Origin of the sequence: Streptomyces polyasparticus (assembly GCF_014493765.1) — a bacterium.
In the GTDB taxonomy this organism is placed as follows: domain Bacteria; phylum Actinomycetota; class Actinomycetes; order Streptomycetales; family Streptomycetaceae; genus Streptomyces; species Streptomyces polyasparticus.
The window spans coordinates 124431-150406 of record NZ_JACTVJ010000016.1 but is presented as its reverse complement, the minus strand read 5'-3'; the positions used below and the strand labels follow the sequence as shown (position 1 = coordinate 150406).

33 protein-coding genes and 1 tRNA gene are annotated in these 25976 nt (G+C 68.6%); 12 read left to right on the top strand and 22 right to left on the bottom strand.

What is annotated here, in order from left to right; genetic code table 11:
* Nucleotides 1–11: 11 nt before the first annotated feature.
* From H9Y04_RS30440 to H9Y04_RS30430, 3 genes are all read left to right on the top strand, one after another.
* Nucleotides 12–683, top strand: coding sequence for a GNAT family N-acetyltransferase (locus H9Y04_RS30440; RefSeq protein WP_308801210.1), 672 nt, complete (start codon nucleotides 12–14; stop codon nucleotides 681–683).
* A 163-nt stretch (nucleotides 684–846) separates the two neighbouring features.
* Nucleotides 847–1968, top strand: coding sequence for a divisome protein SepX/GlpR (gene sepX / locus H9Y04_RS30435; protein ID WP_187817305.1), 1122 nt, complete (start codon nucleotides 847–849; stop codon nucleotides 1966–1968).
* An 85-nt stretch (nucleotides 1969–2053) separates the two neighbouring features.
* Nucleotides 2054–2127: transfer RNA gene (locus H9Y04_RS30430), tRNA-Ala, on the top strand.
* 73 nt (nucleotides 2128–2200) lie between these two features.
* Here the strand turns inward: H9Y04_RS30430 and H9Y04_RS30425 are convergent.
* The 15 genes from H9Y04_RS30425 to H9Y04_RS30360 all read right to left on the bottom strand — a co-directional run bounded on the left by H9Y04_RS30425 (nucleotide 2201) and on the right by H9Y04_RS30360 (nucleotide 11155).
* Nucleotides 2201–3430 carry a site-specific integrase gene (locus H9Y04_RS30425; RefSeq protein WP_187817304.1) on the bottom strand — a complete coding sequence of 410 codons (1230 nt, stop codon included), beginning with the start codon at nucleotides 3428–3430 and terminating at the stop codon, nucleotides 2201–2203.
* On the bottom strand, nucleotides 3427–3636 hold the full coding sequence (locus H9Y04_RS30420) for an excisionase family DNA-binding protein (protein ID WP_187817303.1): 210 nt from the start codon (nucleotides 3634–3636) through the stop codon (nucleotides 3427–3429). Before H9Y04_RS30420 ends, H9Y04_RS30425 begins: the two co-directional genes overlap by 4 nt.
* Nucleotides 3633–5009 (bottom strand): replication initiator protein RepSA, encoded by a 1377-nt coding sequence (gene repSA / locus H9Y04_RS30415; protein ID WP_187817302.1) that lies wholly within the window; start codon nucleotides 5007–5009, stop codon nucleotides 3633–3635. The genes H9Y04_RS30420 and repSA overlap by 4 nt, the downstream gene beginning before the upstream one ends.
* Nucleotides 5002–5421 (bottom strand): ASCH domain-containing protein, encoded by a 420-nt coding sequence (locus H9Y04_RS30410; protein ID WP_187817301.1) that lies wholly within the window; start codon nucleotides 5419–5421, stop codon nucleotides 5002–5004. The genes repSA and H9Y04_RS30410 overlap by 8 nt, the downstream gene beginning before the upstream one ends.
* A complete protein-coding gene (locus H9Y04_RS30405) occupies nucleotides 5421–6953 on the bottom strand; it encodes a DNA cytosine methyltransferase (protein WP_236071652.1) in 1533 nt (510 codons plus the stop codon). Before H9Y04_RS30405 ends, H9Y04_RS30410 begins: the two co-directional genes overlap by 1 nt.
* On the bottom strand, nucleotides 6950–7195 hold the full coding sequence (locus H9Y04_RS30400; protein ID WP_187817300.1) for a hypothetical protein: 246 nt from the start codon (nucleotides 7193–7195) through the stop codon (nucleotides 6950–6952). The genes H9Y04_RS30405 and H9Y04_RS30400 overlap by 4 nt, the downstream gene beginning before the upstream one ends.
* Before the next feature lie 5 nt (nucleotides 7196–7200).
* Nucleotides 7201–7398: a hypothetical protein gene (locus tag H9Y04_RS30395; RefSeq protein ID WP_187817299.1), complete on the bottom strand. Its 198-nt coding sequence runs from the start codon at nucleotides 7396–7398 to the stop codon at nucleotides 7201–7203.
* Between the two features lie 91 nt (nucleotides 7399–7489).
* Nucleotides 7490–7819: a hypothetical protein gene (locus tag H9Y04_RS30390; protein ID WP_187817298.1), complete on the bottom strand. Its 330-nt coding sequence runs from the start codon at nucleotides 7817–7819 to the stop codon at nucleotides 7490–7492.
* Between the two features lie 24 nt (nucleotides 7820–7843).
* Nucleotides 7844–8032 carry a hypothetical protein gene (locus H9Y04_RS30385; RefSeq protein WP_187817297.1) on the bottom strand — a complete coding sequence of 63 codons (189 nt, stop codon included), beginning with the start codon at nucleotides 8030–8032 and terminating at the stop codon, nucleotides 7844–7846.
* A gap of 12 nt (nucleotides 8033–8044) precedes the next feature.
* Nucleotides 8045–8686, bottom strand: a complete 642-nt coding sequence (locus H9Y04_RS30380) for a DUF2637 domain-containing protein (RefSeq protein WP_187817296.1) — start codon at nucleotides 8684–8686, stop codon at nucleotides 8045–8047.
* 70 nt (nucleotides 8687–8756) lie between these two features.
* Nucleotides 8757–8936 carry a hypothetical protein gene (locus tag H9Y04_RS48700; RefSeq protein WP_438818168.1) on the bottom strand — a complete coding sequence of 60 codons (180 nt, stop codon included), beginning with the start codon at nucleotides 8934–8936 and terminating at the stop codon, nucleotides 8757–8759.
* Nucleotides 8933–9121: a hypothetical protein gene (locus H9Y04_RS30375; RefSeq protein WP_187817295.1), complete on the bottom strand. Its 189-nt coding sequence runs from the start codon at nucleotides 9119–9121 to the stop codon at nucleotides 8933–8935. The genes H9Y04_RS48700 and H9Y04_RS30375 overlap by 4 nt, the downstream gene beginning before the upstream one ends.
* 5 nt (nucleotides 9122–9126) lie before the next feature.
* Nucleotides 9127–9387: a hypothetical protein gene (locus H9Y04_RS30370; protein ID WP_187817294.1), complete on the bottom strand. Its 261-nt coding sequence runs from the start codon at nucleotides 9385–9387 to the stop codon at nucleotides 9127–9129.
* 83 nt (nucleotides 9388–9470) lie between these two features.
* Nucleotides 9471–10802, bottom strand: coding sequence for an FtsK/SpoIIIE domain-containing protein (locus H9Y04_RS30365; protein ID WP_187817293.1), 1332 nt, complete (start codon nucleotides 10800–10802; stop codon nucleotides 9471–9473).
* A gap of 5 nt (nucleotides 10803–10807) precedes the next feature.
* Nucleotides 10808–11155, bottom strand: coding sequence for an SCO3933 family regulatory protein (locus H9Y04_RS30360; RefSeq protein ID WP_187817292.1), 348 nt, complete (start codon nucleotides 11153–11155; stop codon nucleotides 10808–10810).
* A 165-nt stretch (nucleotides 11156–11320) separates the two neighbouring features.
* Between H9Y04_RS30360 and H9Y04_RS30355 the strand changes: the two genes are divergently transcribed.
* Nucleotides 11321–12094, top strand: coding sequence for a GntR family transcriptional regulator (locus tag H9Y04_RS30355; protein WP_187817291.1), 774 nt, complete (start codon nucleotides 11321–11323; stop codon nucleotides 12092–12094).
* Nucleotides 12095–12118: 24 nt separating this feature from the next.
* Nucleotides 12119–12652 carry a GNAT family N-acetyltransferase gene (locus tag H9Y04_RS30350; protein ID WP_187817290.1) on the top strand — a complete coding sequence of 178 codons (534 nt, stop codon included), beginning with the start codon at nucleotides 12119–12121 and terminating at the stop codon, nucleotides 12650–12652.
* Nucleotides 12653–13680: 1028 nt separating this feature from the next.
* On the opposite strand, the gene H9Y04_RS30345 is transcribed toward H9Y04_RS30350, so the two are convergent.
* Nucleotides 13681–14070 carry a hypothetical protein gene (locus H9Y04_RS30345; protein ID WP_187817289.1) on the bottom strand — a complete coding sequence of 130 codons (390 nt, stop codon included), beginning with the start codon at nucleotides 14068–14070 and terminating at the stop codon, nucleotides 13681–13683.
* Between the two features lie 20 nt (nucleotides 14071–14090).
* Nucleotides 14091–14546 (bottom strand): hypothetical protein, encoded by a 456-nt coding sequence (locus tag H9Y04_RS30340; RefSeq protein WP_187817288.1) that lies wholly within the window; start codon nucleotides 14544–14546, stop codon nucleotides 14091–14093.
* Nucleotides 14547–15809: 1263 nt separating this feature from the next.
* Between H9Y04_RS30340 and H9Y04_RS30335 the strand changes: the two genes are divergently transcribed.
* Nucleotides 15810–16274 (top strand): hypothetical protein, encoded by a 465-nt coding sequence (locus H9Y04_RS30335; RefSeq protein ID WP_187817287.1) that lies wholly within the window; start codon nucleotides 15810–15812, stop codon nucleotides 16272–16274.
* Between the two features lie 7 nt (nucleotides 16275–16281).
* Nucleotides 16282–17517: a sensor histidine kinase gene (locus H9Y04_RS30330; RefSeq protein WP_187817286.1), complete on the top strand. Its 1236-nt coding sequence runs from the start codon at nucleotides 16282–16284 to the stop codon at nucleotides 17515–17517.
* Here the strand turns inward: H9Y04_RS30330 and H9Y04_RS30325 are convergent.
* Nucleotides 17496–17978: a GNAT family N-acetyltransferase gene (locus H9Y04_RS30325; protein ID WP_187817285.1), complete on the bottom strand. Its 483-nt coding sequence runs from the start codon at nucleotides 17976–17978 to the stop codon at nucleotides 17496–17498. The two genes, H9Y04_RS30330 and H9Y04_RS30325, sit on opposite strands and share 22 nt — an antisense overlap.
* A 68-nt stretch (nucleotides 17979–18046) precedes the next feature.
* On the opposite strand from H9Y04_RS30325, the gene H9Y04_RS30320 reads away from it, so the two are divergent.
* Nucleotides 18047–18838 carry an exodeoxyribonuclease III gene (locus tag H9Y04_RS30320; RefSeq protein WP_187817284.1) on the top strand — a complete coding sequence of 264 codons (792 nt, stop codon included), beginning with the start codon at nucleotides 18047–18049 and terminating at the stop codon, nucleotides 18836–18838.
* Between the two features lie 13 nt (nucleotides 18839–18851).
* On the opposite strand, the gene H9Y04_RS30315 is transcribed toward H9Y04_RS30320, so the two are convergent.
* The gene (locus tag H9Y04_RS30315; protein ID WP_187817283.1) at nucleotides 18852–19862 is read right to left on the bottom strand and encodes a zinc-binding dehydrogenase; all 1011 of its coding nucleotides are present in this window, start codon (nucleotides 19860–19862) and stop codon (nucleotides 18852–18854) included.
* A 46-nt stretch (nucleotides 19863–19908) separates the two neighbouring features.
* Nucleotides 19909–20274 (bottom strand): MerR family transcriptional regulator, encoded by a 366-nt coding sequence (locus H9Y04_RS30310; RefSeq protein WP_187817282.1) that lies wholly within the window; start codon nucleotides 20272–20274, stop codon nucleotides 19909–19911.
* A 147-nt stretch (nucleotides 20275–20421) separates the two neighbouring features.
* Here H9Y04_RS30310 and H9Y04_RS30305 point away from each other — a divergent pair, with 147 nt between their 5' ends.
* Entirely contained in the window at nucleotides 20422–21405 is a 984-nt protein-coding gene (locus H9Y04_RS30305) for a DUF6528 family protein (RefSeq protein ID WP_187817281.1), read from the top strand.
* Between the two features lie 46 nt (nucleotides 21406–21451).
* Here H9Y04_RS30305 and H9Y04_RS30300 read toward each other — a convergent pair whose 3' ends face one another.
* The gene (locus tag H9Y04_RS30300; RefSeq protein WP_187817353.1) at nucleotides 21452–22069 is read right to left on the bottom strand and encodes a MerR family transcriptional regulator; all 618 of its coding nucleotides are present in this window, start codon (nucleotides 22067–22069) and stop codon (nucleotides 21452–21454) included.
* Nucleotides 22070–22283: 214 nt separating this feature from the next.
* Here H9Y04_RS30300 and H9Y04_RS30295 point away from each other — a divergent pair, with 214 nt between their 5' ends.
* From H9Y04_RS30295 to H9Y04_RS30285, 3 genes are read left to right on the top strand one after another with little or no spacing between them, the layout of a single operon-like run.
* Entirely contained in the window at nucleotides 22284–23816 is a 1533-nt protein-coding gene (locus tag H9Y04_RS30295; RefSeq protein ID WP_187817280.1) for a flavin-containing monooxygenase, read from the top strand.
* Complete coding sequence (locus H9Y04_RS30290) at nucleotides 23813–24733, top strand: alpha/beta fold hydrolase (RefSeq protein ID WP_187817279.1); 921 nt, start codon at nucleotides 23813–23815, stop codon at nucleotides 24731–24733. The genes H9Y04_RS30295 and H9Y04_RS30290 overlap by 4 nt, the downstream gene beginning before the upstream one ends.
* Nucleotides 24730–25611 carry an SDR family oxidoreductase gene (locus H9Y04_RS30285; protein WP_187817278.1) on the top strand — a complete coding sequence of 294 codons (882 nt, stop codon included), beginning with the start codon at nucleotides 24730–24732 and terminating at the stop codon, nucleotides 25609–25611. The genes H9Y04_RS30290 and H9Y04_RS30285 overlap by 4 nt, the downstream gene beginning before the upstream one ends.
* Before the next feature lie 91 nt (nucleotides 25612–25702).
* Here the strand turns inward: H9Y04_RS30285 and H9Y04_RS30280 are convergent, their stop codons facing one another.
* A complete protein-coding gene (locus H9Y04_RS30280) occupies nucleotides 25703–25930 on the bottom strand; it encodes a hypothetical protein (RefSeq protein WP_187817277.1) in 228 nt (75 codons plus the stop codon).
* Nucleotides 25931–25976 lie beyond the last annotated feature (46 nt).

The following is a 25976-nucleotide window of genomic DNA, read 5'->3' as shown; positions in this document are numbered from 1 at the left end:
CTTCCTGGCCGGTGGAGCTGGTGGACGGCGATATCGTCCTCCGGCCCATAAAGATGCGCGACCAGCGCACCTGGCGCGAGGTCAACCGCCGCAACCGGGACTGGCTGCGCCCCTGGGAGGCGACCATCCCGCCGCCCGCGCCCGGCGCACCGCCCATCCAGCGGCCCACGTACCGGCAGATGGTCCGCCATCTGCGCGCGGAGGCCAACGCGGGCCGGATGCTGCCCTTCGTCATCGAGTACGAGGGAAGGCTGGTCGGCCAGCTCACGGTCGCCGGGATCACCTGGGGCTCGATGTGCTCGGGCCATGTCGGCTACTGGGTGGACCAGTCGGTCGCGGGCCGCGGTGTCATGCCGACCTCGGTCGCGCTCGCGGTCGACCACTGCTTCCGTACGGTCGGTCTGCACCGCATGGAAGTCTGTATTCGCCCCGAGAACACACCGAGCCGCAGAGTCGTCGAGAAACTCGGATTCCGTTCGGAAGGACTTCGTCCACGCTATCTCCACATTGATGGAGGGTGGCGCGATCATCTGGTGTTCGCGCTGACCGCGGAAGAGGTGCCCGAAGGGCTGCTCAACCGGTGGCACCAGTCGCGCAGACTGGCCGCCCAGGAGCAGGAACGCGAGCGTCACCAGCAGGATCGCGGACAAGGGATCGCGCAGGATCACGAACAGCAGAAATGAAATGCTTGTTCGAAAATGACCGGCGTTTGACCGTGAATATGCCTGTAATCGAAGCCTGCTGATCGCATCAGTCACAAAAAAAGTTCGAGATATCAGCCAGATCGTGCGACACACCGGGCCAATTGGCAGATGGCCTCACCGAAACCCCTCTACCGTGTGAGGCGTGAGCAGCAGCGGCCTCATCTACGCAGTCATCGTCGGGGCCTGGGCCGCCTACTTGGTGCCGATGTGGCTCCGTAGGCAGGACGAGCTCAATGAAGCCCGTCCGACGGAACGCTTCTCCACCGCCATCCGTCTGCTGTCCGGACGGGCGGGGATGGAGCGCCGCTACGCCAAGGGCCTCAAGGCCCGCGGCGAGAGCGACGAGCCCGGGTCCGAACCGGCCGTCGCGGAGCCCCTGACGGGATCCGTCGACGTCCGGTCCTTCGCCGCGCCCACGGCGCCCGAGGCGCCCGAGGCCGCCCAGGTCCCCGAACCGGACCGGGTGCCCGAACGGACCGAGGCGGCCGAGCGCCCCCAGGCCGCCGACCGCGCCAAGTCCCCGGAGCGCCGCCCCGATCCGCAGGCCGCCGCGCGCGCCCGCCGCTCGAAGGTGCTCGCCCGCCGCAGGCGCACCACGATGATGCTCTTTCTCGGCTTCACCCTCGGGGCCGTCGTCGCCGCGGTCGGCGGGCTCAGGCTCCTGTGGGCGCCCGCGCTGCCCGCCCTGCTCCTGAGCGCGTACATCCTTCATCTGCGGGCCCAGGAACGCCGGCGCTTCGCGTACGTGATGGACCGCCGCCGCGCCGAGGCCGCCGCGCGCCGCGTCCGCGAGCGCAGCGCCGCACAGCGCCGCGAGAGTGCCGCCCGCGAGAGCGCCGCGGCCGGGCCCGACCTCGCCGCCGACCGGCGCGCCCTTGTCGAGCAGACCGATCACGCCGAGTGGGTCGACCAGCAGCGTGAGCGCGAGCGCGGCGGTGCCCGCGGCGACAGCTGGGAGCCCGTGCCGGTCCCGCTGCCCACGTACGTCACCGCGCCGGTCGCGCCCCGCGCCCACAGCGAGGTCGACCTCGGGGCGCCGGACACCTGGAGCTCGGCGCGCTCCTCGACGGTCGGGCAGAACGACCGCCGGGCCGCCGCACCCGCCGAGGAGCACGAAGAGCAGGAAGCCCGGCCCGCGGCCAAGCCCGACCCGCAGGCCGCCGCGCGCCGCGCCGCCTCGGGACGGCGTTCGCGCGAGCGCGGCCGCACCCCGCTCTTCGACCAGTACGCGGACCCCGAGCGCCCGCGCGCGGCCAACGAGTGAGGCCTCTTCCGGGCCCTCCACCTGACCTGGACGGAACGGATTTCCAAGCACCCCGATCGGGGTGCTAAAGTTTCACTCGTTGCAAGGGCCTGTGGCGCAGTCTGGTAGCGCACCTCGTTCGCATCGAGGGGGTCTGGGGTTCAAATCCCCACAGGTCCACCGCAGCTCAGAGCCCCAGTCGGATTCGTCCGGCTGGGGCTCTTTGGCGTTGTACAGCAGCGAAGTACAGCAACTACACCGGATCTTGCGGGCCCAGATGCTTCCCGAGCTTCTTCAGCGCTTTGCGCGTATCCGGAGTTGGGATGTGGGTGTACACCTCCATCGTCACGGCGATCTTGCTGTGCCGGAGGATCTGCATCGCGACCCGAGGATGAACGTCGAGCGCGGCGAGCAGCGACCCACAGGTGTGGCGCGTGTCATGCAGACGGATACGGCGCACACCGGCCTTCGCGCTGCGGTTCGCGAACTGGCGGTTGAAGTTGCGCGGATCGATCGGGGTACCGGTCCGGGTCGTGAACACGAAGTCCAAGTCGGACCACAGCTCACCGGCCGCCTTCCGGGCTGACTCCTGAACCTTCTGCCGGAGCCGCAGCGCCGTGACGCAGATCTCAGGCAGCGGCAGGGTCGCGGTCGACGCCTCGGTCTTGGTCTCACCGTGCACCAGCCGGCGATCGATCCGCTGTAGCTGGTGCTGCGCCGTGATCTCTCCCGCGTCGAGGTTCACGCTCTTCCAGGTGAGACCCAGCACCTCACCGCGGCGGAAGCCCAGCACGAGGACGAGCACGTACGCCGCGTACATGGGGTCCGCAGCCGTCCGGGCAGCTTCGAGGAACGTACGGGCCTCCTCCACTGACCAGGGCTCACGCTTGCGCTTCCGGGCGGAGCGGACCTTGACGAGGCCGGCGACGTTCCTCGGGATCAGCTCCTCGGTCATGGCATGAGTGAGCGCCGAGCGGAGCACCGCGCGAGCATCCTGGACCGTGCGGCGAGACGGAACCTGCGCGCAGCAGTCGCCGAGCGCGCAGCACTTCTGCTCGTCCTTCGGGCGCTTGACGTCCTTGCCCTGAGCGCAGCACTGGCATTCGTCCATGAGCTTGTTCAGCCAGGTACGGACATCCCGCACGGTGAGCTTGTCGAGCCGCTTGTGCCCGATGCCCGGGACGATGTACAGCCGGACATGCATCGCGTACGTCTCGGCAGTCTTGGGCTTGAGTTCAGGCTTCACCACGTCCCTGAGCCAGTACGCGAGGTACTGCGCGAGCGTCGGCGAACTGGTCGCGACAGGGCCCTTCTTGGCCTCGCCGTGGAGCTTGAGCCACTTGTCGTGTGTCTCGGGACGCGTCTTGCCGTAGACGTACTTCCGCTTGCGCTCGCCGGTTGGAGTGGTGGCCCAGACGTACGCGGCAAAGCCGTTCTTGTACGGGTAGATGGAGCCTTCGCCGTTGCCTCGCTTGCCGCTCATACCGACCACTCCGCTTCGGCTTCCGCAGCGCGACGTTCGACGTACTCATCCACCCAGCGCGGCAGGATGCGGCGGTTGCCTCCGTCTTTGACCGAGCGGATCTGCCCGGTGAGCACGAGCATCTTGGTCTTGGAGAGGCCGTAGCCGAGCATCTCGGCGACCTCCGCCGTCGTGTACCACTTGCGTTGGATCACTGTTGTGCTCATGCTGCAGCTCCTTCCGAGGCGCGTTGGTCGAGCAGTTCTTCGCGGGCGGTTTCGCGGTTGAGGGCGATGTCGTGGGCGATGGATGCGGCGAGGGCGGATTCGCCGGGGGTGTGTCCGTGGCCGGCGTACTGCCAGTGCGCGAGGACGAGCGTGGTGTCCAGGTCGGGCAGGCCGAGGTGTTCGCGCTGTTGCGCGGCGCGGTAGTCGGCACGGACTCCACGGCGTTCGCCGAAGGTGGTGGAGTACGCCCGGGATTTGGTGAGGAAGTGGCCTCGGAAGCCGAGCATGTGGGCCCACTGCCAGAGTTTGCGGTCGGGGTAGAGCGGGTTCAGGTCGTGGCAGGCGCGGATCAGTCGGCGGGCGTGCTCGGGAACGTGGGCGCGGTCGAGTTCGGTCAGTTCACCGATGCGGCGGTCGAGGGTGCCGGTCGTTTCGGCCGCCTTGGTGGCGTACTTGGCGACGTAGGCGGCGACCTTGCCTTCACTGACGTCATCGGTACCGAAGGCCTTGATCGGTCGGACGTCGTCCTTGATGCCCCAGCGCAGGACGCGGGTCGGCTGGTCACTTCTCGCGGGCACCGTGACCGCGGTGTACGGGTGCTTGCGTGCCGCGCGGATGGCGTCGGTGAGCAGATCGAGAGTGGCCCAGGAAGGCGGCGCGGAATCGGGCCCGTCGGGTCCGTCGAGGCGGATCACGGCGTGGAAGTGGATCGCGCCACGGTCCTGAAATTCGGCGACCTTCGCGAAGGTCAGGCGGGCGGTCTCGCGGAATGCGGTCTGGGTGATGCCTGCGCGGGTGGCGAGTTCGCGGCGGAGCCGGTTGATGAAGCGGTGCCACAGTTCGCCCGCGTGGTTGTTGAACAGCACCGCACCCGCGTAGTCGTACGTTTCGGGGTCGAGTGGCGTGCCGAGGGCAGGATCGGCCATTGCATGGTGGGTGCCGCAGCGGCAGCGTGCTCCGGTGTCGGGGATATTGTGGACGCGGCCGAACGAGGGTGCGGTCAGGGTGAGGAAGACCCGGGGGTGTTCGCGGACCTCTTGGCGGATTCCGATGGCATCGTCCCCGGCGAGTCCGGCACGGATGATCCGGTAGGCATCCCCGGCATACAGGTACGCGCACGGCTGGCAGCGGGAAGCGCGGCGATTCCCGCAGGCAACCCGAAGCCGGCCTCCGGGCTGTTCCCCGGTGTCGGTGTGGTGCAGCACTTGGCCCGTGGTCTTGTCCTTGACCACCGACCAGCCCGTCAGATGGATCGGGTTGGAGCAGCCCCCGGTGCGCCGGATTTGTTCGCGCCACTGCTCGAAGTCTGCGGCGGATGCGACCCGCAGTACGTCCGCGAGGACGACCGGGTCGAGGGTGTTCGTGTCAGGCATGGGCGATCACCTCCCGTACGGAGGCGATGAGTTGGGGCGTGGGTGTCCACAGGCCGCGTGCACCGGGCCAGGGCAGCGGCCTGGCGAGGGTGCGGAGGTCGGTGAACTCCCAGTGCCACTGTCCGGGGGTGGACCACAGGGTGCAGTAGCCGTCGTTCTCGTGGCAGTCGACGAGCCGGCTCACGGCGACGATGGCGCCTCGGGGTTGGGGGCGTTTGAGGAACGGCCGGGCGAGCGGCAGATCGTAGGCCTGGCGGTCGAGGGTGAGTCCGGCGTGAATGAGGACCCAGCCGCGGTAGTCGGTGGCCCAACGGCGGTTCTCTATCCGCTTGGTGCCGTAGGCCATGGCGGACGCCCAGGGCTGCCACAGAGTGAGCGCGCGAACCTCAGGCAGTGCGACGGAGTTGGTCATCAGAGCACCTCCAGCAGGCGGGAGGCGATCCACTGGGCGACGTTGGCGGGTACGGCGTTGCCTGCCTGTTTGGTCTGCTCTCCGCCGTGCCCGAGGACGGTGTAGTCGTCGGTGAAGCGCTGGGCGCGCAGGTGCTCGCGCGGGGACAGCATCCGGAAGTAGCAGTCCTCCAACGCGATCTCCGCCGGGTCCGCGTCAGCGCCGAGAACCACCCCGGCGGATTCACGGGTGGCGATCGTGTGCAGCGGGACACCCGTCGTGCTGGGCCCGCCCTTGCGGTACGGGATCACGAGCCCGTGATGGTTGCCCCCGGCAGTGATCGACGCCAAGGGATCGGCGATGGCGCGAGTGGTGGAGCCGCCACCGCGGTGCTCAGTGATGAACGCACCCGGCACCAAGAGCGCTTCGCTCTCGCGCGTCATGCGCGTGCGCATCGGCACCGTGACCATGGCGGGGTCGGTGTTCCAGCTCCCGCCGACCGGAACGAGCATCGGAGGCACCGCAAGCCCGTCACCGATCCGGACCGTGCGGGTGGGCAGCGGGGAGGCGTGGGCGGGGTAGGCGCGGCCGTCGTGCTGGTCGGAGTGGTTGACCGTGACCATGGTCGGTACCTGGTGCTTGGCCAGGCCGAGGCGGATCTTTCGCAGGGTCGCGGCGGCGAGGGGGCGCATGCCCAGGGTGTCGCGGTCGCCGATGCGGATGCCGGGGTTGGTCCAGTTGATCGCGGTGGCGGCGGGGCGGACGTACGGCTCGATGACCTGGTGTCGGCACGCCTGGTTGGGGCAGCGGAAGTCGTATTGCTGGCGGTACTTGCCGATCGTGTGCGGGCGCTTGGTCTTGCGGTTGATCCGCCAGGACTGCACGGCTAAGACGTCGGTCTCGCAGCTCGGGCACCAGGCCGGCGGGCGGACGTCGAGGTTCGGGGCGCGCATCTCGCGACGGGTGAAGACGATGAAGATGCGGTCACGCCACTGCGGAGCGTGCTCGTTGCCGTCGTCGTCGCCGATATGCGCGGCGGTCACGGAGACGATCTGATGGCGGAAGCCCAGGATTTCCATGCCGTGCAGCCACCAGGAGAACAGCGGCCAAGCGGTCGCGAAACGGGGCACGTTCTCACACACCACCGCGTCGAAGTGGTGGACCTCGGCCGCGCGCAGGATGTCGTACGCGGTCGCCCGGGTGCGCTCCCAGGCCGCATCGGCGATCGGGCCTTCCTCAAACAGATCCAACTGTCCCGCGGTGGGTGCGGGCTTGGGGCGAGAGACTCCGTCGGCGGGGCTTCCTTCGGTGCAGATCGGGGAACCGACCAGGACCCGGGCCTTGGGCAGGCGCCGCATGTCGTAGTGGTCCAGGTCCACGCACAGATGCTCTGCCTCGGGGAAGTTCGCTGCGTGCGTCTCGACCGCGCGATCCCAGTGATTCGCACCGAGCACCACGTCGAAGCCGGCCCGACGGAAACCGTCGGAGTCACCACCCGCACCGCAGAACAGATGGATCGAGGTCGGGCGAGAAGTCGCAGGACGGCGCATCATCGGACACCCTCCTTACGGTTCTTACGGGGAGGGTCGGAGTGGAAGCGCGCGGTGCCGAGGTCGCGCTCCTCGTGAAGGTGGCGCGGGGCGTTGGGGTTGCGGTCGTTCCAGTCCTCCGCGCAGACCTTGTGCACGGGTTCGCCGGAGTGGGCGCGTAGCGGGGTGGGCTTGCCGCACTGGGTGCAGGCGTAGTCGCCCGCGTGCTCGTAGTGCTGGGAGGAGTTCCAGTTCAAGAGGCCCATGACGGTCACCGCCCCACCTGTGCGAGGAGGGCAGGACTGCCCGTTCCCTTGCGTGTGGTGCCAGTGCCGTTGCAGGCCGGGCAGTGGGCGGTGATCGTGCGCAGGTGGCCGTGTCGGTCGCGTCCGCCGACGGTGATGGCGACGGAGGCGAAGCCGTCGCAGTCTTTGCAGATCCGGCCAGCAGGGATCTGGCGCTCGGGCATGATGGGTAGTCCTTCCGGTTCACGTAGTCGGGTAGGGGCCGTGCCGTCCGGGGCGGCGGATACTTGGCGGTAGAGGCCGCCCCGGGGCAGGTCAGCGTTTCTTGAGTGGCGGTCGACTGCCGCCGGACTTCGGGGCTTTGACCGCGAAGGTGATGAGTCCTCCACCACCGATCAGGGCGGGAATCGCGGCCTTGAGCGCAAGAGCCGTGGTCGCGGCGACTTGCAGCAGGGACAGCACGGCTGCGGTGGTGATGAAGACCAAGGCGCCGACGCCGACCGTGCCCGCCAGGATCAGCAGCACCGGACCGGTCCACGAGCGGGGCGCGGTGTGGACGATGACCACGGTGCGGGGGTCGGTGCCCGGGGGGATCAAGTCGGCCGGGATGTGACCGGCGCGTAGTTGTGCATCGGGGCGGATCACGGCGGTTCTCCCTTCTGGGCAAGGTCACTTGGGCGGGTCATTGACGACGTTGGTGCCGGTTTCGGTGCCGGAGTCGATCGCAGGGGCAAGGAAGGTGTCGGCGAGGAGGTATCCGCCGAGCAGGAGCACCGCGACCAGCCACAGCGGCGGGCGGAAGAGCTTCACGCCGAGCCAGCCGACGATCAGGAGGAAAAGCCACAGCGGGACGGACACGACCGGTTCCTTTCAGGCGAGTTGGGTGGCGATGGCGGCAGCCATCGGAGCGGGGACCCGCAGTCGGGCGCTGAGGGTGTCGGCGTCGATCTCGTCACCAGTCGTGGCACGGTGAGCGTCAGCGATCTTCCGGGCCTGGGTGAGCAGCGCATCCGGCACGGCGACCGCAGGCGGCAACTGCGGGACCGGGTTGGGGTTTTCGCGCTCCGGATCGGTGTCCATAGGCTGTGGATCACGCGGTTCGTCGCGCTCGATCTCCACGGCCGGTACGGTCTTCGACTGCTCGTCGGCGCCCGGGGCGTGGGCGAGGAGGGTGCCGCCGAGGAAGGCGAGCGCGGGCCAGCCGGCGACCAGGAACCGCAGCCACGCGGGTGGGTGTTCGAGGTCGAGGAATCCGGCGGTGGCGACGTTCGCGCCGAGCGAGGCGACCAGCGCGACGAGGAACCAGGACCAGGCCAGACGCGGCGTGTGTCCGGTGCGGAGCCGACGCCACGCGGCCACGAGGAGCAGGTCGACGGAGATGGGATAGGCCCAGGCCTTCCAGCCAGCCTGTCCAGCCGCGTGGGCGATGTCGTGAAGATGAGCGAAGGACAGGGCCCCGGCGATCACGGCCTGAACGAGTACGAAGTCGAGGCGGAACGGCGAGCGCTTCACGGGTCCTCCTTCCAGTGGGTTGGGCCGTCGCGGGGCGGGGCTCGAAGGCCTGCCGCCCGGCGACGACGGGCTATTCGGTGGGGGCGTGACCGGTGCCGAAGCAGCTCAGGCACATGCCGGTCTGCTCCCCGACGGGCCTGTGTTTCCGGCCGACGCGGACGGTCCGGGAGACCTCGCCGGTGCCCTTGCACGGCTTGCACTTCGGCACAGCCGACTTGCCGGTGCGGGGCTTCTTCGCGGGCACGGTCACCGCTCCGATCCGGGCTCGGGCGGCAGGCCGTACGTCGAAGCCGCGTCATCCAGCGGCAGCGACATGGCGAGCGCTCCGCCAACCACGTCGGCGAACTGTTCGTCGTGGTCGGGCTGTTCGGCGTACATCACGAGGAAGCCGAGCATCAGGACCGTGCGGTTCAGGTCGCCGCAGTGATCACACATCGCGCTCACCGAACCTTGGCTGACGTGCTGGCGGCTTCCTGACTGGCCGCCCACTCGTCGACCGCCGCGACATACGCGGTCAGGGTCTCGACCAGGTGCTGGGCGAAGTCGCGGTGCACGCTGAGCTTCTCCGTGGGGAAGACCGAGATCGAGAGGTCCGACTGGCCGGGCTCCTTGATGGTCAGGATCGGCGGGGCGTAGGTGCCGTAGGTCCAGCAGGTGACGCGGGTGGTGTCGGTGGGGTGGCACGAGGCGTTGAGGCTCACGGCGTTCCTTCCTTCTGGTTTCAGGCATGGCGGGGGTAGGGCTTTGGCGCGAGGCGGTCACGCCGACCGGTGTGCGAGAGGTGCTACGAGGCCTCAGCCGGCGCGGGCGCTTCGGCAGGCACCGGGCGGAACGGTGCCAGGGCCGGAAGATCCGGGGTCAGGTGCGCGAACTGGCGGCAGACCTCAGCGACTTCACCGATCGAGGTCTTCGGGGTGCGGATACGGGTCCACTCGCCGGAGGAGTCACCGGCCACCGCGGTCCCGGCTCGCTGTGGCGGGATGCTGGTCGCGGCCTGTACGGCGAGTTCGCTGATGTCGCCGAGGCCCATGTCGGCGGTCTGCTTGTCGTTGCAGCGGTGCGCGATCCGGTTCGTGAGCTGGGCCCGCAGGGCGGTGGCGCCCTTGCCGAGTTCGGCGCCGAAGCGCTGCCCGGAGATCTCCAGATAGATCCCCACCGCCCGGGACAACTGCGCGAGACGTACGAGCTGGGTGACGATGTGATCGCGGCGCTTGGTGTCCACGCTGGTGGCGACGAGGAACAGTTCGGCGATCTCGTCGACCAGGACCACGATCGGAACCGGGCGCAGGTGTTTGGGCAGGCCCCAGATATCCGAGGTGATGTCCTCCAGGGCGGTCCCCGGGCTAATACCCTGGTGCAGGCACAGCAGGTCGAAGAGGTCCTCCATCTCCTGGACCAGCGCATCCAACAGGCCGTCAGCTTCATCGGGGGTGGTGGCCAGGGCGGAAAGGCGAGGCGCGAACGGGCCTTGTTCCACGCCGCGTTTGCAGTCGATTCCGACCAGCGCCACATCCAGCGGGGCGAGTGCCTTGATCAGGCAGCGTTGCAGCATCGACTTGCCCGACTGGTTCGCGCCCAGTATCAGCCCATGCGGCTTGGCCTGGTAGTCACGGACGTAGGGCAGGCCGTCTTCGCGCAGCGCGACCACCACCGACAGAGGACCGGGGACCAGCCGGCGCGGCATTCGTACCTGGTCGAAGACGTCGAAGCCGGTCATCCGCAGCTCGACCACACCGGGCCCGAGTTCGGTCACGTACACGGCGTGCATGGCCCAGGCATGGCGTAGCCGTTCGGCCGACTTCACCACATCGTCCGGGGCCAGTCCCGCAGCCAGTCGCAGCCGGAGCCTGAGGCCGGTCTTGGTGGGGCGGATGCCGCGCACCTTCGGCAGCCCGGGGCGGGCGGTCTCGGAGCCGGCGACCTTGTGAGCGAACACCCTCCACCAGGGTGGGGCCACTGTCAGCTCGCAGGCTTCCAGGGTCTGGCGCCAGGAGCCGAACACCCGGTACAGCGCGGCCGGAAGGCCGAACAGCGTCCAGAAGAGAGCCGGGGCTTTGGCCCGCGATATGAGCGCGAACACGACCAAGACAGCAGCGAGTAACAGCAGTTCGGTCATGGCACTCACCCCTTGCCGTTGGAGCCGGCGAGGGTCAGGTCCTTCGCGGTGACCGCGATCGCGCGGTAGCTGATGCCGTGCCCGAAGTCGTTCTCCCACGGGCGGGCCACCAGGCCCGGGAACTCCACCGGCATGCCCGGGACCAGGTCGGGCTGGATGCCATCCTCGGCGACGACCACGGTCAGCGCGTCCGGGCGGCCGTCCACGATCACGGCCACGTTCACGTTGAAGAGGGTCTTGCCCGACTGCCGGTCCGTCGCGACCTCACCGGTCTCCCGGTTCTTGACCTTCTCTTCCGGGACCTGGATGAGCATCACAGTCATCTCGCTGGTGTCTACGGGAATCTGCCTCATGAGACTTACTCCTTGCTCGGAGGGTTGATCCAACTGGCAAGTGGCTCACGCCAGTTGAACTGGCTTGCACCAGTAGAACTGGCTTAAGCCAGTTGAGTCAATCCCTCGCGCGGAACTGGCTCAAGCCAGGTCGTAAACTGGCGCCAGCCACTAGGAGAGGTGCCTATGAGCGACGAGGTCGAGGATCGAAGGCCGCTGAGTCGACGGATCGCCGATGAACTCCGCAAGGAGATCGAAGACGGGCGGCATGCGCCTGGCGCGAAGCTCCCGTCTCAGCGCAAGCTTGCGGAGCGGTTCGGGGCAGTACGCAACACTGTCGACGAGGCGCTGAAGATCCTTGCCCAGGAAGGGCTAGTGATCGCAGAACACGGACGGGGCGTATTCGTCCGCGTGAAGCAGCCCTTGATCCGCCTGGGTAGCGACCGGTACTCGCCGAAGTACCGCGAATCGGGACTGTCCCCGTTTCTCGTGGAGTGCGCGAAGCAAGGCAAGGTGGGAAAGTTCGAGGTTCTCGGCATCGAGCGCATCAAGCCGGACAAGGAGCTAGCGGAACAGCTCAAAGTCTCCGACAAGACCAAGTCCGTGGTGCGTCGAGAGAATGTGTTCTACGCCGACGCAGACCCCGTCTACCGGGTGACCACGTGGATCCCCTGGAGCATCGCGCAGGGAACGGGACTGCTCCAACCGGAGGTCCCTCACCAGTACGGCATCCACGGAATCTTCGAGGACAAGGGTCACGTGATGACCCGCATCAACGACGAGATCACGGCGCGCATGCCCACACCAGACGAGGTCAGCTATCTGAACCTGTCACCTGGCGTCCCCGTCATCGAGGTCATGCACACCAGCATTGATCAGGATGGCGAGCCCTACGAGGTGACCAGGTTCGTGATGCGTGCCGACATGAACGGACTCAGCTACAACGTCCCTGTCGAGTGAGAAACCAAAGCTCAGGAGTTCGCCATGAATACTGACGCACCGAACGAGCCCAACGTGATCATCCGGCCACGCACTGACGAAGACCTCTCTGAGGCAGCTTCTGGACTCGTAGCGGTACACGCCGCCGATGGCTATCCCGTGGAGGGTGTCGACAACCCGGAGGCATGGCTGAGCCCACCCGGGCTGCTCGCGGCCTGGGTTGCCGAGATCGCGGGTCAGGTCGTCGGTCATGTCGCTATCAGCCGGCCGCAGGGCGAAGAGGCTGTCTCGCTCTACCTGAAGCAGGCCGATGTGACCGAGGATCAAGTCAGCGTCATGGCGAGGCTCTTCGTTCGGCCAGAGGCAAGGCGGAAGGCCGTTGGTGAGCGCCTTGTCCAAGAAGCCGCCGCGTACGCCCGACGCCAGAACCTCGCCCTCGTCGGCGATGTGATGACCAAGGACGCTGCAGCGATCCGCCTCTACGAGAGGCTCGGATGCCAGATCATCGGCCGCACCACGCACACCTACGGCGAAGGTCAGCAGACGTCCGCGCTCTGCTTTGTCGCGCCATCTGACTGACCAGTGCATCGTGTCGACCTACTGGTGGGCCTACCGATGGGGGTTCCCACTAGAGCGGAACCCCCTTCGGGTGGAACAAGGCGAGTTCAGCGGGCATCGGTAGGGTTCCAGGAAGTCCTGCAACTGCCTACGCGCCATGCGTAGTTCGAGAGCGGTCCAGGCCGAGCTGCGCCATGATCACAGATCCATGATCGGTGACGCGGACAAAGTTTCCCTACATCATCAAGAGCTCGCTGCGCTCGCCGACCGGGGCCTGTGATCATGCCGTGAGTGCCAACGCCGCTCCCGCCTGAAGGATTACGCCATGGTGACGCGTGCGCGTCGGCATCGCCCCGCCGACGCGATCCGGCCTGGGAGAGGGAAGAAGAGCGTTGGTTGATCTCGCCGAGCAAAGTGCAGGCAGAACCCCCAGAAACCCCAGAACCACCAGGACAACGAAGTAGATCCAAATCCAGAAGGATCAATCACAGGGATTGAGGGCCGCGCACAGCGCGGCGGCGCCGGTCGGTCGCCGCCGCGCGCCCTCCACCATGTCTACGCCAGTGGGGGCGCGCGTCGTCGCCCGCCCGCGCCCGCAAGGGGCGAGAAACACATGGTCAAGGGGGCAAGGGGGCGCCATACGTGCAGGTCAAAGACGCGTTGTGCTTCGACTAAGGCCGGATCGCGGCGGCGGTGCAATGTCGACGGACCCGCTTCCATGGTCGTTGCCCATCGGCGGGGGCGGCCGGCTCCACGGCTTTACGCAGCCACTTTGGGGCGAGCCTCGAAGATCATGGCCCCAACGTCGTGCTTTAACGGGCAGGTCAACAGACTGCCCGACTCGCCGGAAGCTTACGGGGCCATGATCACTCGCCCCAAAGCAGCTCCAGCCCAAAGCCGCTACGCCGACCGCGCGCTGCACGGCGCTACTAATCCGCAGGAGCTTCAGGACGCGCAAAGATCAGGCGTGTACAAGGTAAAGAAAGCCGACACCCCGCCCAAGTTCTCGATCGGGGTGTCGCGAAACCTCACCACATTGGCAATGAGGATTAAGGGATAAATGGAGAATCCTCGTTGACCTCGACGGATTCGTCCAGGTAGTTGTTTTCGTCGATACCCGTGTTGTGAGTGTCGCCAGCATCCGTAGGCGGCTCAGGTGCAGGGCAACGGGCGCACGGCGGGCGAGGGTCGAATTCTGGAGTGTCACTGCCGTTGTCGACCGTAATAGGATTGCCGGCGGTGTCAGTCATGATTTCGCCTTCAGCGTCCACTACGGTGAACTCTTCCGGGACCAGGCTTTCGTCGACTCGCCCGTTCTCCATGACCCATTCCGGGTTAGCCGGAGGTGGCGGAACATCAGATGCCACGGCAGTTAGAGCACCGGCACCGAGCAGGATTGCCGCCGCTACCGAGATGACGCCTATGCGGATTCTATTCACGATGCGCTCCTTTGGTGCGCTCACGGCTCGATGTAGTGGGACCCGGACCAGACGCTGTACGCACCGTTCCATTTCCCGGAGTACCAAACCTTCGACCACGCCTTGGTTGCGTAATATCCGCCACCGCACGGCGGGGCGACGCCGAAGTTCTTCGATGCACGCAGGACATTAGTGGTGCTGGTGTTGTACTTCCAGCCGATCGAGCGGCAAACGCTCCAGCCGCTCGAAGTCTTTTTGTAGTAGGTCCACTTTGTGGCCAGGTTGCCTGGCGGTCGATCCCACGACCAGATACAGGATGGCGGCAAGCCCCAGTCATCAGAAGCGAGGCCTCTCGACTGTGCGTAACCGCCACTGTCTCCATGGGAAACCTCGGCGCGTGTGTACAGGCACTTTGAGCTGTCCGTATTCGCCCAAACCTCGTCGTGCTGGTACACGTAGTGGGCACTGGCGCTGGTGGCGGTCGTGATGGTGAGCATAAGCGCACCTATTACCGCCAAGAGCCAGCGAAGAGGCCCTTGTCTCCATTTCGATTTCCCCGCGAACGATGCCAACCGTAACGCCTCCCCTTGCGATAGTCCGATCGCTCGGGAGGAGAATGGCACAGGCGTGATCATGGCGCAATGCTTTACGAGAACTCCTCAACACAAGTGTTTGCGCGTAGCCTCTTGGCGATAAAAGGTAGTCATTCCCTCATCTCGACCCATTTCATCTACTAGGTCCGTTTTGTTTCGACGAGGGGCATCGCCGCAGAACTCCAGCCGTTCGCCGTCGATCAGCATGTCCAGGTCGCCTTGGTCCCCGCGAGTGACGGTCTGCCTCCACCGTTTCCCAATGTGCGTCTCCGACGTCGCGCGCAGGACGTCATCCAGGTACAGGCGTTCGCTCTCGCTGAGGGATTCCCCGTCAATGCCAGCGGAAATGTAAGGGCGCAGGGTGTCGGTCGTCCCGCTCTCGGATGGCTGGCACGCCGCAAGGGGAACGAGTAGCGCTGCGAGTGCAAATTTCATTGGATGCTTCATGCTCAAGACGGTAACAGCGGAGAGAAGGGGAGGGTGGCACTCCCCAAAAGTTCCGCTGTCGTGCACGGTTCCCCTTTAGGGCAGCGTGGCATTCCACGCAAATCGCGGACCCGCAAGCGCCCCGCCGGAACGGGTAGTCAAAGCAAACTCGGCGGCGCGGGCGAGGTGATGCTGCGCAAATTCGTACTGGTGGTTTTCTCCCGTTGTTCTATCCTGTGATGCGGTGTTTGCCCGATGATGTCGGGTTGCGCTAGAAGGTGGTGTTCTCGCCGACGGGGCAGCGGGCTATCGGGTCGGCGTCAGTCATCCGTAGGTCCGCTCCACCCCCCACCGCTTCGGAAGTGGCTAGGGTCGGAGACGTCGTGACGCCGCGCGCGATACAGCAGAGAAGTACAGCAACCGGTCCAGCAATCACCGACCGCAGTGGATCCTCACCACTGGGCTGATCGGGCCAGCAGACTTCAGCGACCGCCCTGCCGGTAGTTCGCATCGAGGGGGTCTGGGGTTCAAATCCCCACAGGTCCACCGCAATTGAGAACCCCGCCGGGATCCCCGGCGGGGTTCTTGCTTTGCGTTGGCGACCGCGTTGGCGACCGCGTCGGTGACCGGGCGTCGGTGACCGGGCCGGTGATCGCGCAGGCGGGCCGTGAGCGCCGCCGAGCACCTGTGCTGCGATCTACATCACCTCGCTCCGTCCGATGGCATGGATACTTGGTTGCTATGTCCTCAGTTGTCCGGTCTCGTGCCCTGCGTGTGGCGGTCGCCGCATGCGGTGTCGCGCTGCTCGGCGCCTGTGGGCAGCCGGAAGGGCTGCATGTGCAGGGGCCCGCGATATCGCCCTCGCCGCAGAAGGGGCCCGTGTACGTGGCCGACGCCATGGGTCAGCCCCTGCGCCGGCCGACCTCGGTGGGTCTGAGCGAGCTGGTCACCGTCAGCGATCTCAAGTGGCGCAGCTGGGGCGGCTCCACCGCCGTGGCCACCGGCAGGCTGAGCGGCGCCTGGTGCCTGCCGGGCTGCGAGAAGACCTCGTACGACGTGACCGTGACGCTCAGCGGACTGCAGCAGCAGGAGCGTGTGGCCTACTACCGCCGTGCCTCCGTCGTGCCGGACGACCCCGCGAAGCTGCCGCCCGAGGCGGTCAAGGTGCAGCTTCAGGCCATCCGGCTCACCGTCCCGGTGTACTGAGCGGCCCATGGGACTCCGTACGAAGATCGGTGCCGCGATCGCGGGCACGGCCGCCCTGGTGGCCGTCGTGATCGGCCTGCTCGTGCACCACCAGACCGTGGGCGCGCAGTACGACGCCGCCGTCCAGCAGATCGGGGACCGGCTGCAGACCGCCGTACAGGACCATGCCGCGGGCGTGGACGGCGGTAGTTCGCTGATCAATCCGGCCGATCTGCCGAAGCCGCTCGGCGAGGCCGTCGAGCGGGGCAACTGGGGCGTCTATCTCGACCGGGACGCCAAGGGGCCGCCGCTGCTCTGGGCCGCCAGCAAGCAGGGCAACTCCGTGGTCGCGCTGCGGCGCCCGTACGACCGTGAGACACGGACCCTGCGCGATCTGGACCGTGTCCTGTGGGTTTCCGGTGCCATCGGCACCGCGCTCGGCGGTCTGGTCGGACTCGCGGTCGCGACCCGGCTCGGACGGCGGCTCACCGCCTCCGCCGACACCGCGCAGCGCATCGCGGACGGGGACCTCACCGCTCGGCTGGAACCGCGCGGCAAGGACGAGGTCGCCAAGCTCACCACCGCCGTCAACACCATGGCCGACGCGCTCGCGCGGCGGATCCAGGCCGAACGCGAAGTAACCGCGAACATCGCGCACGAACTGCGCACCCCCGTCGCGGGCATGGTCACGTCCGCCGGGCTGCTGCCGCCCGGCAGGCCCTCCGAACTGGTCCAGGGCAGCGCACAGCGGCTGCGGGAACTCGTCGACGACGTCATCGAAGTCGCCCGGCTCGACGCCTCCAGAGAGGTGCCCGAGACCGAGTCCCTTTCGTGGGGGGACCTCGTGCGCAAGGCCGTACGGTCCGTGGCGGGGCCCCAGGACGGCGTCGAGGTGCTCGTGCTGCGCGACGCCCGGATCGAGACCGATCCGCGGCGCTTCGAGCGGATCGTGGCCAACCTCGTGACCAACGCGCTGCGGCACGGCTCCGCACCCGTACGCGTGGAGGCCGAGAGCGGGGTCCTCAGGGTGTACGACAGCGGGCCAGGCTTCCCCGAGCAGATCCTGCGGGCCGGTCCCCAGCGCTTCCGCACCGGAGCGCACGAGGCGGGGCTCGGCCTCGGGCTCACCATCGCGCTCGGCCAGGCCCAAGTGCTCGGCGCGCGGCTGCGGTTCGCCAACCCCGAGGGCGGCGGCGCGCTCGCCGTGCTGGATCTGCGGTCGGCTGTGGCTGCCGACGAGGATCAGGACAGCGGCTTGGCGTAGCAGCGGCTGCTCTCGTGGCAGCGGTAGTAGCCGACCTTCTCGCACGGCTCGTAGCCGCTGGACGTGTACAGCGCGATCGCCTCGGGCTGCTCGGTGCCCGTCTCCAGGACCATCCGCGTACGGCCGCGGGCGCGCGCGTCCTCCTCCAGGAGCGCGAGGATCCGCCGGGCCAGGCCCAGGCCGCGCGCCTCGGGGACCACGTACATGCGCTTCAGCTCGGCGTCGCCGTCCGAGTAGCCCTCGTCGTTCGCGTCCTGGGTGCGCCAGCCGCCGGTCGCGACCGGGCGGTCCTGTGCGTCGTACGCGATCAGATAGAGGCCGGCGGGCGGCACGAACATCCCGGCGTCGAGCGGAGTGGCATCGCCGTCACCGTCGCCGTAGCGCTCCATGTACTCCTGCTGCACCTGGTCGTTGAGCTTGATCGCGTCCGGGTGGTCGTAGCGCCTTGGCTGAATGTTCATGCGTCCCATCGTACTTCTATGCATTCTTGCGGAGGTAGGGGCATCCAGTGTGCCGGTATCGTGCCGGGGTGCTGACTGTGACTTCCGTGAACGTGAATGGCATCCGCGCCGCCGCCAAGAAGGGCTTCACCGAGTGGCTCGCGGAGACCGGGGCCGATGTCGTCTGCCTGCAGGAAGTGCGGGCCGAGGCCGGGCAGATCCCCGAAGAGGTGCGTGCGCCCGAGGGCTGGCATGTCGTCCTCGCCCCGTCGGCGGTCAAGGGCCGCGCCGGTGTCGCGGTCTACTCGCGGCGGGCGCCGGAGCGGGTGCAGACCGGATTCGGGTCCGCGGAGTTCGACACCAGCGGCCGGTACGTGGAGATCGATCTGCCGGGCGTCACGGTCGCCAGCCTGTATCTGCCCTCGGGCGAGGCCGGCACCGAGAAGCAGGACGAGAAGTACCGCTTCATGGGCGAGTTCCTCGCCTACCTGAAGGAGCTCAAGGCGCGCGCCGCCGCGGACGGCCGTGAGGTCGTGGTCTGCGGTGACTGGAATATCTGCCACCAGGAAGCGGACCTCAAGAACTGGAAGACCAACCGCAAGAACGCGGGCTTCCTGCCCGAGGAGCGCGAATGGCTCGGCCAGGTCTACGAGGAGTACGTGGACGTGGTGCGCGCGCTGCACCCGGGCGTCGAAGGGCCGTACAGCTGGTGGTCCTACCGCGGGCGGGCCTTCGACAACGACGCAGGATGGCGCATCGACCTCCAGGTCGCGACGCCGGGTCTGGCCGAGCGGGCGGTGAAGGCGTTCGTGGAGCGGGCCGAGACGCATCCCGAGCGGTGGTCCGACCACGCGCCGGTCACCGTGGTCTACGGGAACTGACCCGCTGCCGCTCTCACCGCCACGGATCGAGGGCGTGCTTGCCCTCGGTCCGGCCCGAGGCCAGCTGCTCCAGTACGGATCTGCCCTCGGACAGGGCGTGGATCCGCGGACTGCCCGGCGCGTAGACGCCCTCGGCGATCAGTGCGGTGAGCTCGATGAGCAGGTCGCGGTAGAGGTCCGGGGCGGCGGTCGCGAGTGCGCCGATGTGCAGGCCCTTCAGCTGCGCGTGGTGGGTGAACACCAGCTCGTGGGTGCTCACGGTCGCGTCGCCGGAGGCGGCGCCGTAGACGACGACGCGTCCGGTGAAGGGCTTGGCGGCCGCCAGGCTCGCGGCGAACGTGGCGCGTCCCACCGATTCGAGGACCAGATCGGCCCCGCCGGTCAGACGGATGACCTCCGCGGCCAGGTCCGGGCGGGCGCTGTCGAGTACGTGGTCGGCGCCGAGGGCTTCGAGCGTCGGGTGCTTCCCCGGTGAGGCGGTGGCGACCACCCGCGCCCCGTAGTGCCGTGCGAGCCGGACGGCTGCCTGGCCGACTCCGCCGGCCGCCGCGTGGACGAGGACCGTCTCGCCCTTCGCGACCCGGCCCAGGGTCTTCAACGCGGCCAGTGCGGTGGCCCCGTTGAGCACCAGGCCGAGTGCCTGTGCGTCGGTCCAGCCGGCGGGTACGGGCAGGGCGCCGGCGGCCGGCATCGTCATGTACTGCGCGAAGGCGCCCGGTCCCGCGCCGATCACATGGGCGCCGAGGGGGAGCGGGTGCGCGATGTCCGGGCCGGCCGCCACGATCTCGCCCGCGGCTTCGAAGCCGGCCGCGTAGGGCGCAGCGGGGCCGCCCGCGTACGTGCCGTGGGTCTGCATGACGTCCGCGAAGTTCACGCCTGCCGCGCCCACGCGGACCAGGTACTCGCCCGGCCCCGGGGACGGTACGGGCTGATCTTCCACGAGGGTCAGGTCCTGCGGTCCGCGGTGTGAGGACTGGACGAGCCGGTGCTGGGTGAGGTGCTCTGTGTTTTCCATCCGCTTCATGCCGGGAACGTAGAAGCTTCACGCAGGTGTCAAGGTCAACTCCCGCTCAGCGGAGGCCGGTACGGGCGGCGGGGGCGGCCTGGCGGAGGTAGGCGTCGAGGGCCTCCTGCTGCTCGATGAGTCCGGCGATCCGCGCGGCGATCCGGTCGCGGTAGCTCTCCACCTCGCGCAGGAACTCGGGGTCCGCCGCGCCCGTGTTCCCTCCCGACGGCGGGAGCAGCTCCCGGATGAGCCGTACGGGCAGCCCGGACTCCAGGAGGGAGCGGATGGTGCAGACGCGGTCGAGCGTGGAGCGGCAGTAGTCGCGGTATCCGTTGGCGCAGCGGCCGGGGACGATCAGTCCCTCGTCCTCGTAGTGCCGCAGCGATCTGGGGCTCACACCGCTGGCCTTGGCGGCCTCACCGATCCTCATGTTCTGCCGCAACACCCCTGAACTTCCCGCTCTTCCCACGGGCGCGAGCCGCCGGGGGCAGGCGGGGTTACCGGTTCCCGTGGGGCGTGGCAGATTGGCCCGGCGTACGGTCCGGCGAGTCGACTGCCCATTCCACAGGGGGACTTCATGGCGTACTCACGGCGTTCCGTGCTGTTCGGTGCGGTCGGTACGACGCTCGGCGCCGCGCCGGCCACCGCTCCGGCGGCCGGGGCCGCGCGCAGGGGTGCGCCGCCCGTGGTGGTCACCGACCAGGCGTCGAAGCGGATTCTGGTGCTCGACGCGCGGCGCAGCGTATGGGGCGCCGCGGACCCGCTCTGGGCGTTCTCGCCGCTGGGCGACGGCGGATACGCCGATCTGCGGCCCGACGTCAGCTGGGTCTACCCCAGCGAGGCCAAGGTGCGCCGGCACCGGGGGCGGACCCTGCTGCTGACCTGCGCCTCGTTCGGGTTCGCCGCCGCCGTCGAGTTTCCGACCGGGCGGCGGTACTGGGGTGCGGGGCTCGGGCCCGGCGACGACCTGTTCAACCCGCACAGCATGGAGATCCTCCCCGACGGGAACGTCGCGGTCGCGTGCAGCACCGGTGCGCTCGTGCGGCTGTACGCGGCATCGCAGGGGCAGCGCGAAGTCCCGTATGCCGATGCCGTGTTGAAGGGGGCGCACGGGCTGCACCGGGACCGTGGGCGGCGGGTGCTGTGGGCGATCGGGGACGACGAGCTCGTCACGTACGAGGTGGGCGGCACCCCCGCCCGCCCGGCGCTGACGCAGACGTCGGCGGTGCGGCTGCCCGGGGCCAGGCCCGGTGGGCATGACCTGTTCCCGGTGGCGGGGCGGCACGGGCGGCTGTGGGTGACGACGAACGCGGCGGTGTTCCAGTACGACATCGGGCGCGGCGAGTTCGTCCAGGACTTCCCGGGCGCCGGGCGGATCAGCCGGACCAAGGTGAAGGCCGTCGGGGACGATCCGCGGACCGGGCAGGTGGTGAGCACGGTGCCCGAGGTCGGCCTCGAGGAGACCTGGTGGACGACGCGGGTGGACTTCCATCGGCCCGACGAGACGCGCGTGCTGACCAATGGCGGGATCTACAAGGCCCGTTGGTGGCTTCCGCGGTAGCGAGTGCCCGGTCGCTTCCTCGGCATCCCTCACTCGCGAGCGCCGCTCACTCCTCGGCCGCCAGCCGCCGGTCCAGCGCCAGCGAGAGCTCCGCCTCCACCACGGCCTTCGCCAGCGGGCGGAGCTTCGCCATGTTCTCGTCCGGCGCGTACGTACGGATCGTGGTGAGGAACAACTCGGCGAGCGCGTCCGCGTGTTCGCGTACCCGGGCGCCCGCCTGCATGACCTCCGCGAGCGGGACGCCGGCGCGGACGAGCGCCGTCGAGGCGTCGAGCAGTCGGCGGCTGATGTGCACGATCTCGTCGCCGTCGGGGGCGAGATAGCCGAGGTCGAGGGCGGCGGCGAGGTTCTCGGGGGTGACCTCGCCGGCGAACGCGTCGGCCAGCTCCTCGGGGCTGAGGCGGACCGGGGTCTCCTCGGTGGGCTGGATGCCGAGGATCTCGCCGACGTCGCGCCCGGACTCGAGGGCCTCGTTCAACTCCGCGATGACGGACAGGGTGTGGCCGCGCTCCAGCATCGCGGCGATGGTGTGCAGCCGGGCCAGATGGTGCTCGTCGTACCAGGCCAGGCGGCCCTCGCGGCGTGGCGGCGGGATCAGTCCGCGTTCCCGGTAGAAGCGCAGGGTGCGCACGGTGATGCCGGCCGCTTCGGCGAGTTCCGTCATGCGGTACTCGCGGACCGCCGCTTTCGGTTCGTCAGCCTTTTCCGCCACGTCAAGCACCCTATGTTGTACCGCCGGTAACTTATCCCGCCCAGCCCCTACCCATGAGTACGGAGCTGCTCTACTCTCCCCACTATGCCAGTGGTTACTGGCACAGTCGCGAGAACGGTTCGCGAGAACAGTCGTGAGTACGGGTGTACTTCGGGAGGCGGGCTGCATGGCCGGGCACCACAGTGAGCACGAACATGTACGGGTGGCAGTGGTCGGGTCCGGCTTCGGCGGGCTGGGGGCCGCCGTGCGGCTGCGCCGCGAGGGCGTCACCGACTTCGTGATCCTCGAGCGGTCCGGTTCCGTCGGCGGTACCTGGCGCGACAACAGCTATCCGGGCTGCGCCTGCGATGTGCCGAGCCATCTGTACTCGTTCTCCTTCGCGCCCAACCCCGAGTGGCCGCGCACTTTCTCCGGCCAGGAGCACATCCGGGCCTACCTGGAGCACGTCACCGACACCTTCGGGCTGCGGCCGCACATCCGGCTCGACTCCGAGGCCAAGCACATGCGGTGGGACGCGGAGCGGCTGCTCTGGGAGATCGAGACGAGCAGCGGGACGCTGACGGCCGATGTGGTGGTCTCCGCCACCGGGCCGCTGTCCGACCCCAAGATCCCGGACATCGCGGGCATCGACACCTTCGAGGGCAAGATCTTCCACTCCGCGCAGTGGGACCACGACTACGACCTGCGCGGCAAGCGCGTGGCGATGATCGGGACCGGGGCGTCCGCGATCCAGATCGTGCCGGAGATCCAGAAGGAAGTCGGGCGGCTCACCCTCTTCCAGCGCACTCCGCCGTGGGTGCTTCCGCGCGCGGACCGGGCCATCAGCGGCGCGGAGCGCTGGCTGCACCGGCAGCTGCCCTTCACGGCCAAGGCCCGGCGCGGACTCCTGTGGGGGATACGGGAGTTGCAGGTCCAGGCGTTCACGAAGAGGCCCAATGAACTGGGCATGATCGAGTCGCTCGCCAAGCGCAATATGCACCGGGCCATCAAGGACCCGGTCCTTCGCGAGAAGCTGACCCCCACGTACCGCATCGGCTGCAAGCGGATCCTGCTCTCCAACACGTACTACCCGGCGCTCGCGCGGCCCAATGTGGACCTGGTCGCCAGCGGTCTTTCGGAGATACGGGGCAACACCCTGGTCGCCGCCGACGGCACCGAGACCGAGGTGGACGCGATCATCTTCGGCACCGGCTTCCATGTCACCGACATGCCGATCGCCGACCGCGTGACCGGCGCGGACGGGCGCACGCTCGCCGAGAGCTGGCAGGACGGGATGAAGTCGCTGCGCGGCGCGACCGCGGCCGGCTTCCCCAACTGGATGACGATCATCGGGCCCAACACCGGGCTCGGGAACTCCTCGATGATCCTGATGATCGAGTCCCAGCTGAACTACATGGCCGATTACGTACGGCAGTTGGACACTCTGGGCGGGCGCGTGGCGCTCGCCGCCCGGCCCTCCGCCGTGAACGCCTGGAACCGGCGCGTGCAGGACCGGATGAAGCGCACGGTGTGGAACACCGGCGGCTGCACCAGCTGGTACCTGGACCAGAACGGGGTCAACACCACCGTCTGGCCGGGCACCACCACCGAGTTCCGGTCCGCGACACGGCGCGTGGACCTCGCGGAGTACGAGGTCGTACGGCCGCCGAAGCCGGTGCAGGCCGCGTCCGGTGCCCGTACGGAAAAGGTGGGCGCATGAGCCGGCTGATGCATGTGACCACCGGGCCCTATGCCCCGCCCGTCGCCACGCGGGAACTGGTCGCCGTCTCCGCCGACGGCTCGCGGCTGCACGTGGAGGTGCACGGTCCGGACGGCGCTCCGGCGGTGGTGCTCGTGCACGGCTGGACCTGCTCGACGGCCTTCTGGGCCGCGCAGATACGGGAGTTGGCGCGCGACCACCGCGTCATCGCGTACGACCAGCGCGGCCACGGGCGCTCGCCGGCGCCTCCCGGGCGCGCGGGGTACAGCGTCGGCGCGCTGGTCGACGATCTCGAAGCGGTGCTCGCGACCGCGCTCGAACCGGGTGAACCGGCCGTGCTCGTCGGGCACTCCATGGGCGGGATGACGCTCATGGCGGCCGCCGGGCGGCCCAAGGTCGCCGAGCACGCGGCCGCGGCCCTGCTGTGCAGCACGGGCACGGTGCGCCTCGCCGCCCTGTCCAAGGTGATTCCGCTGCGGGAGGGCCGGCTGCGCACCCGTCTGACCCGCGGCCTGCTGCACTCCAAGGCGCCGCTCGGACCCGTCACTCCGCTCGCGCGCCGGATCATGCGGTACGCGACGATGGGCCCCGGTTCCGCGCCGGTCAAGGTCGAGGCCTGTACGCGGATCGTGCACGCCTGTCCGCGTGCGGTGCGGCAGGGCTGGGGGCGGGTGCTCGCCGCCCTCGACATCGAGGCGAACGTCGCCAGGCTGACCGTTCCCACCGCGGTGATCGTGGGCACGGCCGACCGGATGACCCCGCCCGAGGCCGCGGCGGCCATAGCGGCGGCGCTGCCCCACTGCGAGGACTTCGCCGAGCTTCCGGGGATCGGTCATATGACCCCCGTCGAGGCACCCGAGCTGGTCACCGCGCAGATACGTCAACTCGTCGCCGTACACGGAAAGGTCAAGGCATGAGCAAGGTCGCCCTCGAAGGACAGGTCGTCGTCGTCACCGGAGCGGCGCGCGGCGTCGGGGAGCTGCTGGCGCGCAAGCTCTCGGCCCGCGGCGCGAAGCTCGCGCTCGTCGGGCTCGAACCCGACCTGCTCAAGGAGGTCTGCTCGCGGCTGCACACCGAGGCCGAGTACTGGCATGCCGACATCACCGACCACGAGGCGATGACCCGGGTCGCGCAGGAGGTGAAGGAACGCTTCGGCAAGGTGGACATCGTGGTCGCCAACGCCGGGGTGGCGACGGGCGGTCCGCTCGCCGAGGCGGACATGGACGCGTGGCGCCGGGTGATCGAAGTCAACCTGATCGGGTCGGCCGTGACGGGGCGGGCGTTCCTGCCCGTACTGATCGAGTCCCGCGGGTACTTCCTGCAGATCGCCTCGCTCGCGGCGATCACGCCCGCGCCGATGATGTCCGCGTACTGCGCGTCGAAGTCCGGGGTCGAGGCCTTCGCGCACAGCGTGCGCGCGGAGGTCGGCTACAAGGGCGTACGGGTCGGGGTCGGCTATCTGTCGTGGACCGACACGGACATGGTGCGCGGGGCGGACGAGGACGACGTGATGCGGGAGCTGCGCTCGCGGCTGCCGTGGCCGTCCAACAAGACGTATCCGCTGGGTCCGGCCGTCGACCGCATCGTGGCCGGGATCGAGCGGCGCTCGGCGCATGTGTACGGGCAGTGGTGGCTGCGCGGTATGCAGTCCGTCCGCGGTTACCTGCCGTCGGTCATCGGGACGGTCGGGGCACGCGAGATGAAGCGGTTCGAGGGCCGGCTCGGCGGCGCCAAGCGGGGGCTTGTCGGGGCCGGGGGAGCGGCGGACGAGCAGGCGCGCGGCGCCAAGCGGTAGGCGGCGGATACGGAAAGGCCGAGGGCGCACCCGGAGTTCCGGGTGCGCCCTCGGTGCGCAGTGTGCGGTGCGCTCGGTGTTCAGGACCGATTCAGCTGTCGTAGTCCTGGTCGAACTTGTCCTGCATGGCCTGGCCGGCCTCCTGGGCCTTGCTCTGACCCTGCTCGGCGGCCTGAGAGGCGCGCTCCGAGGCCTGGCCGAACTTGTCCTGGGCGGCTTCCGAGGCCTCACTGGCCTTGTCGGAAGCGTCCTGTCCCAGGCCCTTCGCGCGGTCGGCGAGCTCCGAGGCCTTGTCCTTGAACTGGTCGGCGATGCCCATAGAAATTCACTCCTGAGGTGGGTGAGGGGATTGGGCCTCGACCAGC

Coding starts and splice junctions, on each gene's coding strand:
- H9Y04_RS30365 (WP_187817293.1), bottom strand. CDS start 10,802: ATGACCGAACTGCTGTTACTCGCTGCTGTCTTGGTCGTGTTCGCGCTC.
- H9Y04_RS30335 (WP_187817287.1), top strand. CDS start 15,810: ATGTCCTCAGTTGTCCGGTCTCGTGCCCTGCGTGTGGCGGTCGCCGCA.
- H9Y04_RS30375 (WP_187817295.1), bottom strand. CDS start 9,121: ATGTGTGATCACTGCGGCGACCTGAACCGCACGGTCCTGATGCTCGGC.
- H9Y04_RS30340 (WP_187817288.1), bottom strand. CDS start 14,546: ATGCTCACCATCACGACCGCCACCAGCGCCAGTGCCCACTACGTGTAC.
- H9Y04_RS30405 (WP_236071652.1), bottom strand. CDS start 6,953: ATGATGCGCCGTCCTGCGACTTCTCGCCCGACCTCGATCCATCTGTTC.
- H9Y04_RS30295 (WP_187817280.1), top strand. CDS start 22,284: ATGGCCGGGCACCACAGTGAGCACGAACATGTACGGGTGGCAGTGGTC.
- H9Y04_RS30425 (WP_187817304.1), bottom strand. CDS start 3,430: ATGAGCGGCAAGCGAGGCAACGGCGAAGGCTCCATCTACCCGTACAAG.
- H9Y04_RS30290 (WP_187817279.1), top strand. CDS start 23,813: ATGAGCCGGCTGATGCATGTGACCACCGGGCCCTATGCCCCGCCCGTC.
- H9Y04_RS30315 (WP_187817283.1), bottom strand. CDS start 19,862: ATGAAGCGGATGGAAAACACAGAGCACCTCACCCAGCACCGGCTCGTC.
- H9Y04_RS30310 (WP_187817282.1), bottom strand. CDS start 20,274: ATGAGGATCGGTGAGGCCGCCAAGGCCAGCGGTGTGAGCCCCAGATCG.
- H9Y04_RS30300 (WP_187817353.1), bottom strand. CDS start 22,069: ATGACGGAACTCGCCGAAGCGGCCGGCATCACCGTGCGCACCCTGCGC.
- H9Y04_RS30280 (WP_187817277.1), bottom strand. CDS start 25,930: ATGGGCATCGCCGACCAGTTCAAGGACAAGGCCTCGGAGCTCGCCGAC.
- H9Y04_RS30420 (WP_187817303.1), bottom strand. CDS start 3,636: ATGAGCACAACAGTGATCCAACGCAAGTGGTACACGACGGCGGAGGTC.
- H9Y04_RS30305 (WP_187817281.1), top strand. CDS start 20,422: ATGGCGTACTCACGGCGTTCCGTGCTGTTCGGTGCGGTCGGTACGACG.
- H9Y04_RS30285 (WP_187817278.1), top strand. CDS start 24,730: ATGAGCAAGGTCGCCCTCGAAGGACAGGTCGTCGTCGTCACCGGAGCG.
- H9Y04_RS30360 (WP_187817292.1), bottom strand. CDS start 11,155: ATGAGGCAGATTCCCGTAGACACCAGCGAGATGACTGTGATGCTCATC.
- H9Y04_RS30325 (WP_187817285.1), bottom strand. CDS start 17,978: ATGAACATTCAGCCAAGGCGCTACGACCACCCGGACGCGATCAAGCTC.
- H9Y04_RS30395 (WP_187817299.1), bottom strand. CDS start 7,398: ATGCCCGAGCGCCAGATCCCTGCTGGCCGGATCTGCAAAGACTGCGAC.
- H9Y04_RS30355 (WP_187817291.1), top strand. CDS start 11,321: ATGAGCGACGAGGTCGAGGATCGAAGGCCGCTGAGTCGACGGATCGCC.
- repSA (WP_187817302.1), bottom strand. CDS start 5,009: ATGCCTGACACGAACACCCTCGACCCGGTCGTCCTCGCGGACGTACTG.
- H9Y04_RS30350 (WP_187817290.1), top strand. CDS start 12,119: ATGAATACTGACGCACCGAACGAGCCCAACGTGATCATCCGGCCACGC.
- H9Y04_RS30410 (WP_187817301.1), bottom strand. CDS start 5,421: ATGACCAACTCCGTCGCACTGCCTGAGGTTCGCGCGCTCACTCTGTGG.
- H9Y04_RS30400 (WP_187817300.1), bottom strand. CDS start 7,195: ATGGGCCTCTTGAACTGGAACTCCTCCCAGCACTACGAGCACGCGGGC.
- H9Y04_RS30330 (WP_187817286.1), top strand. CDS start 16,282: ATGGGACTCCGTACGAAGATCGGTGCCGCGATCGCGGGCACGGCCGCC.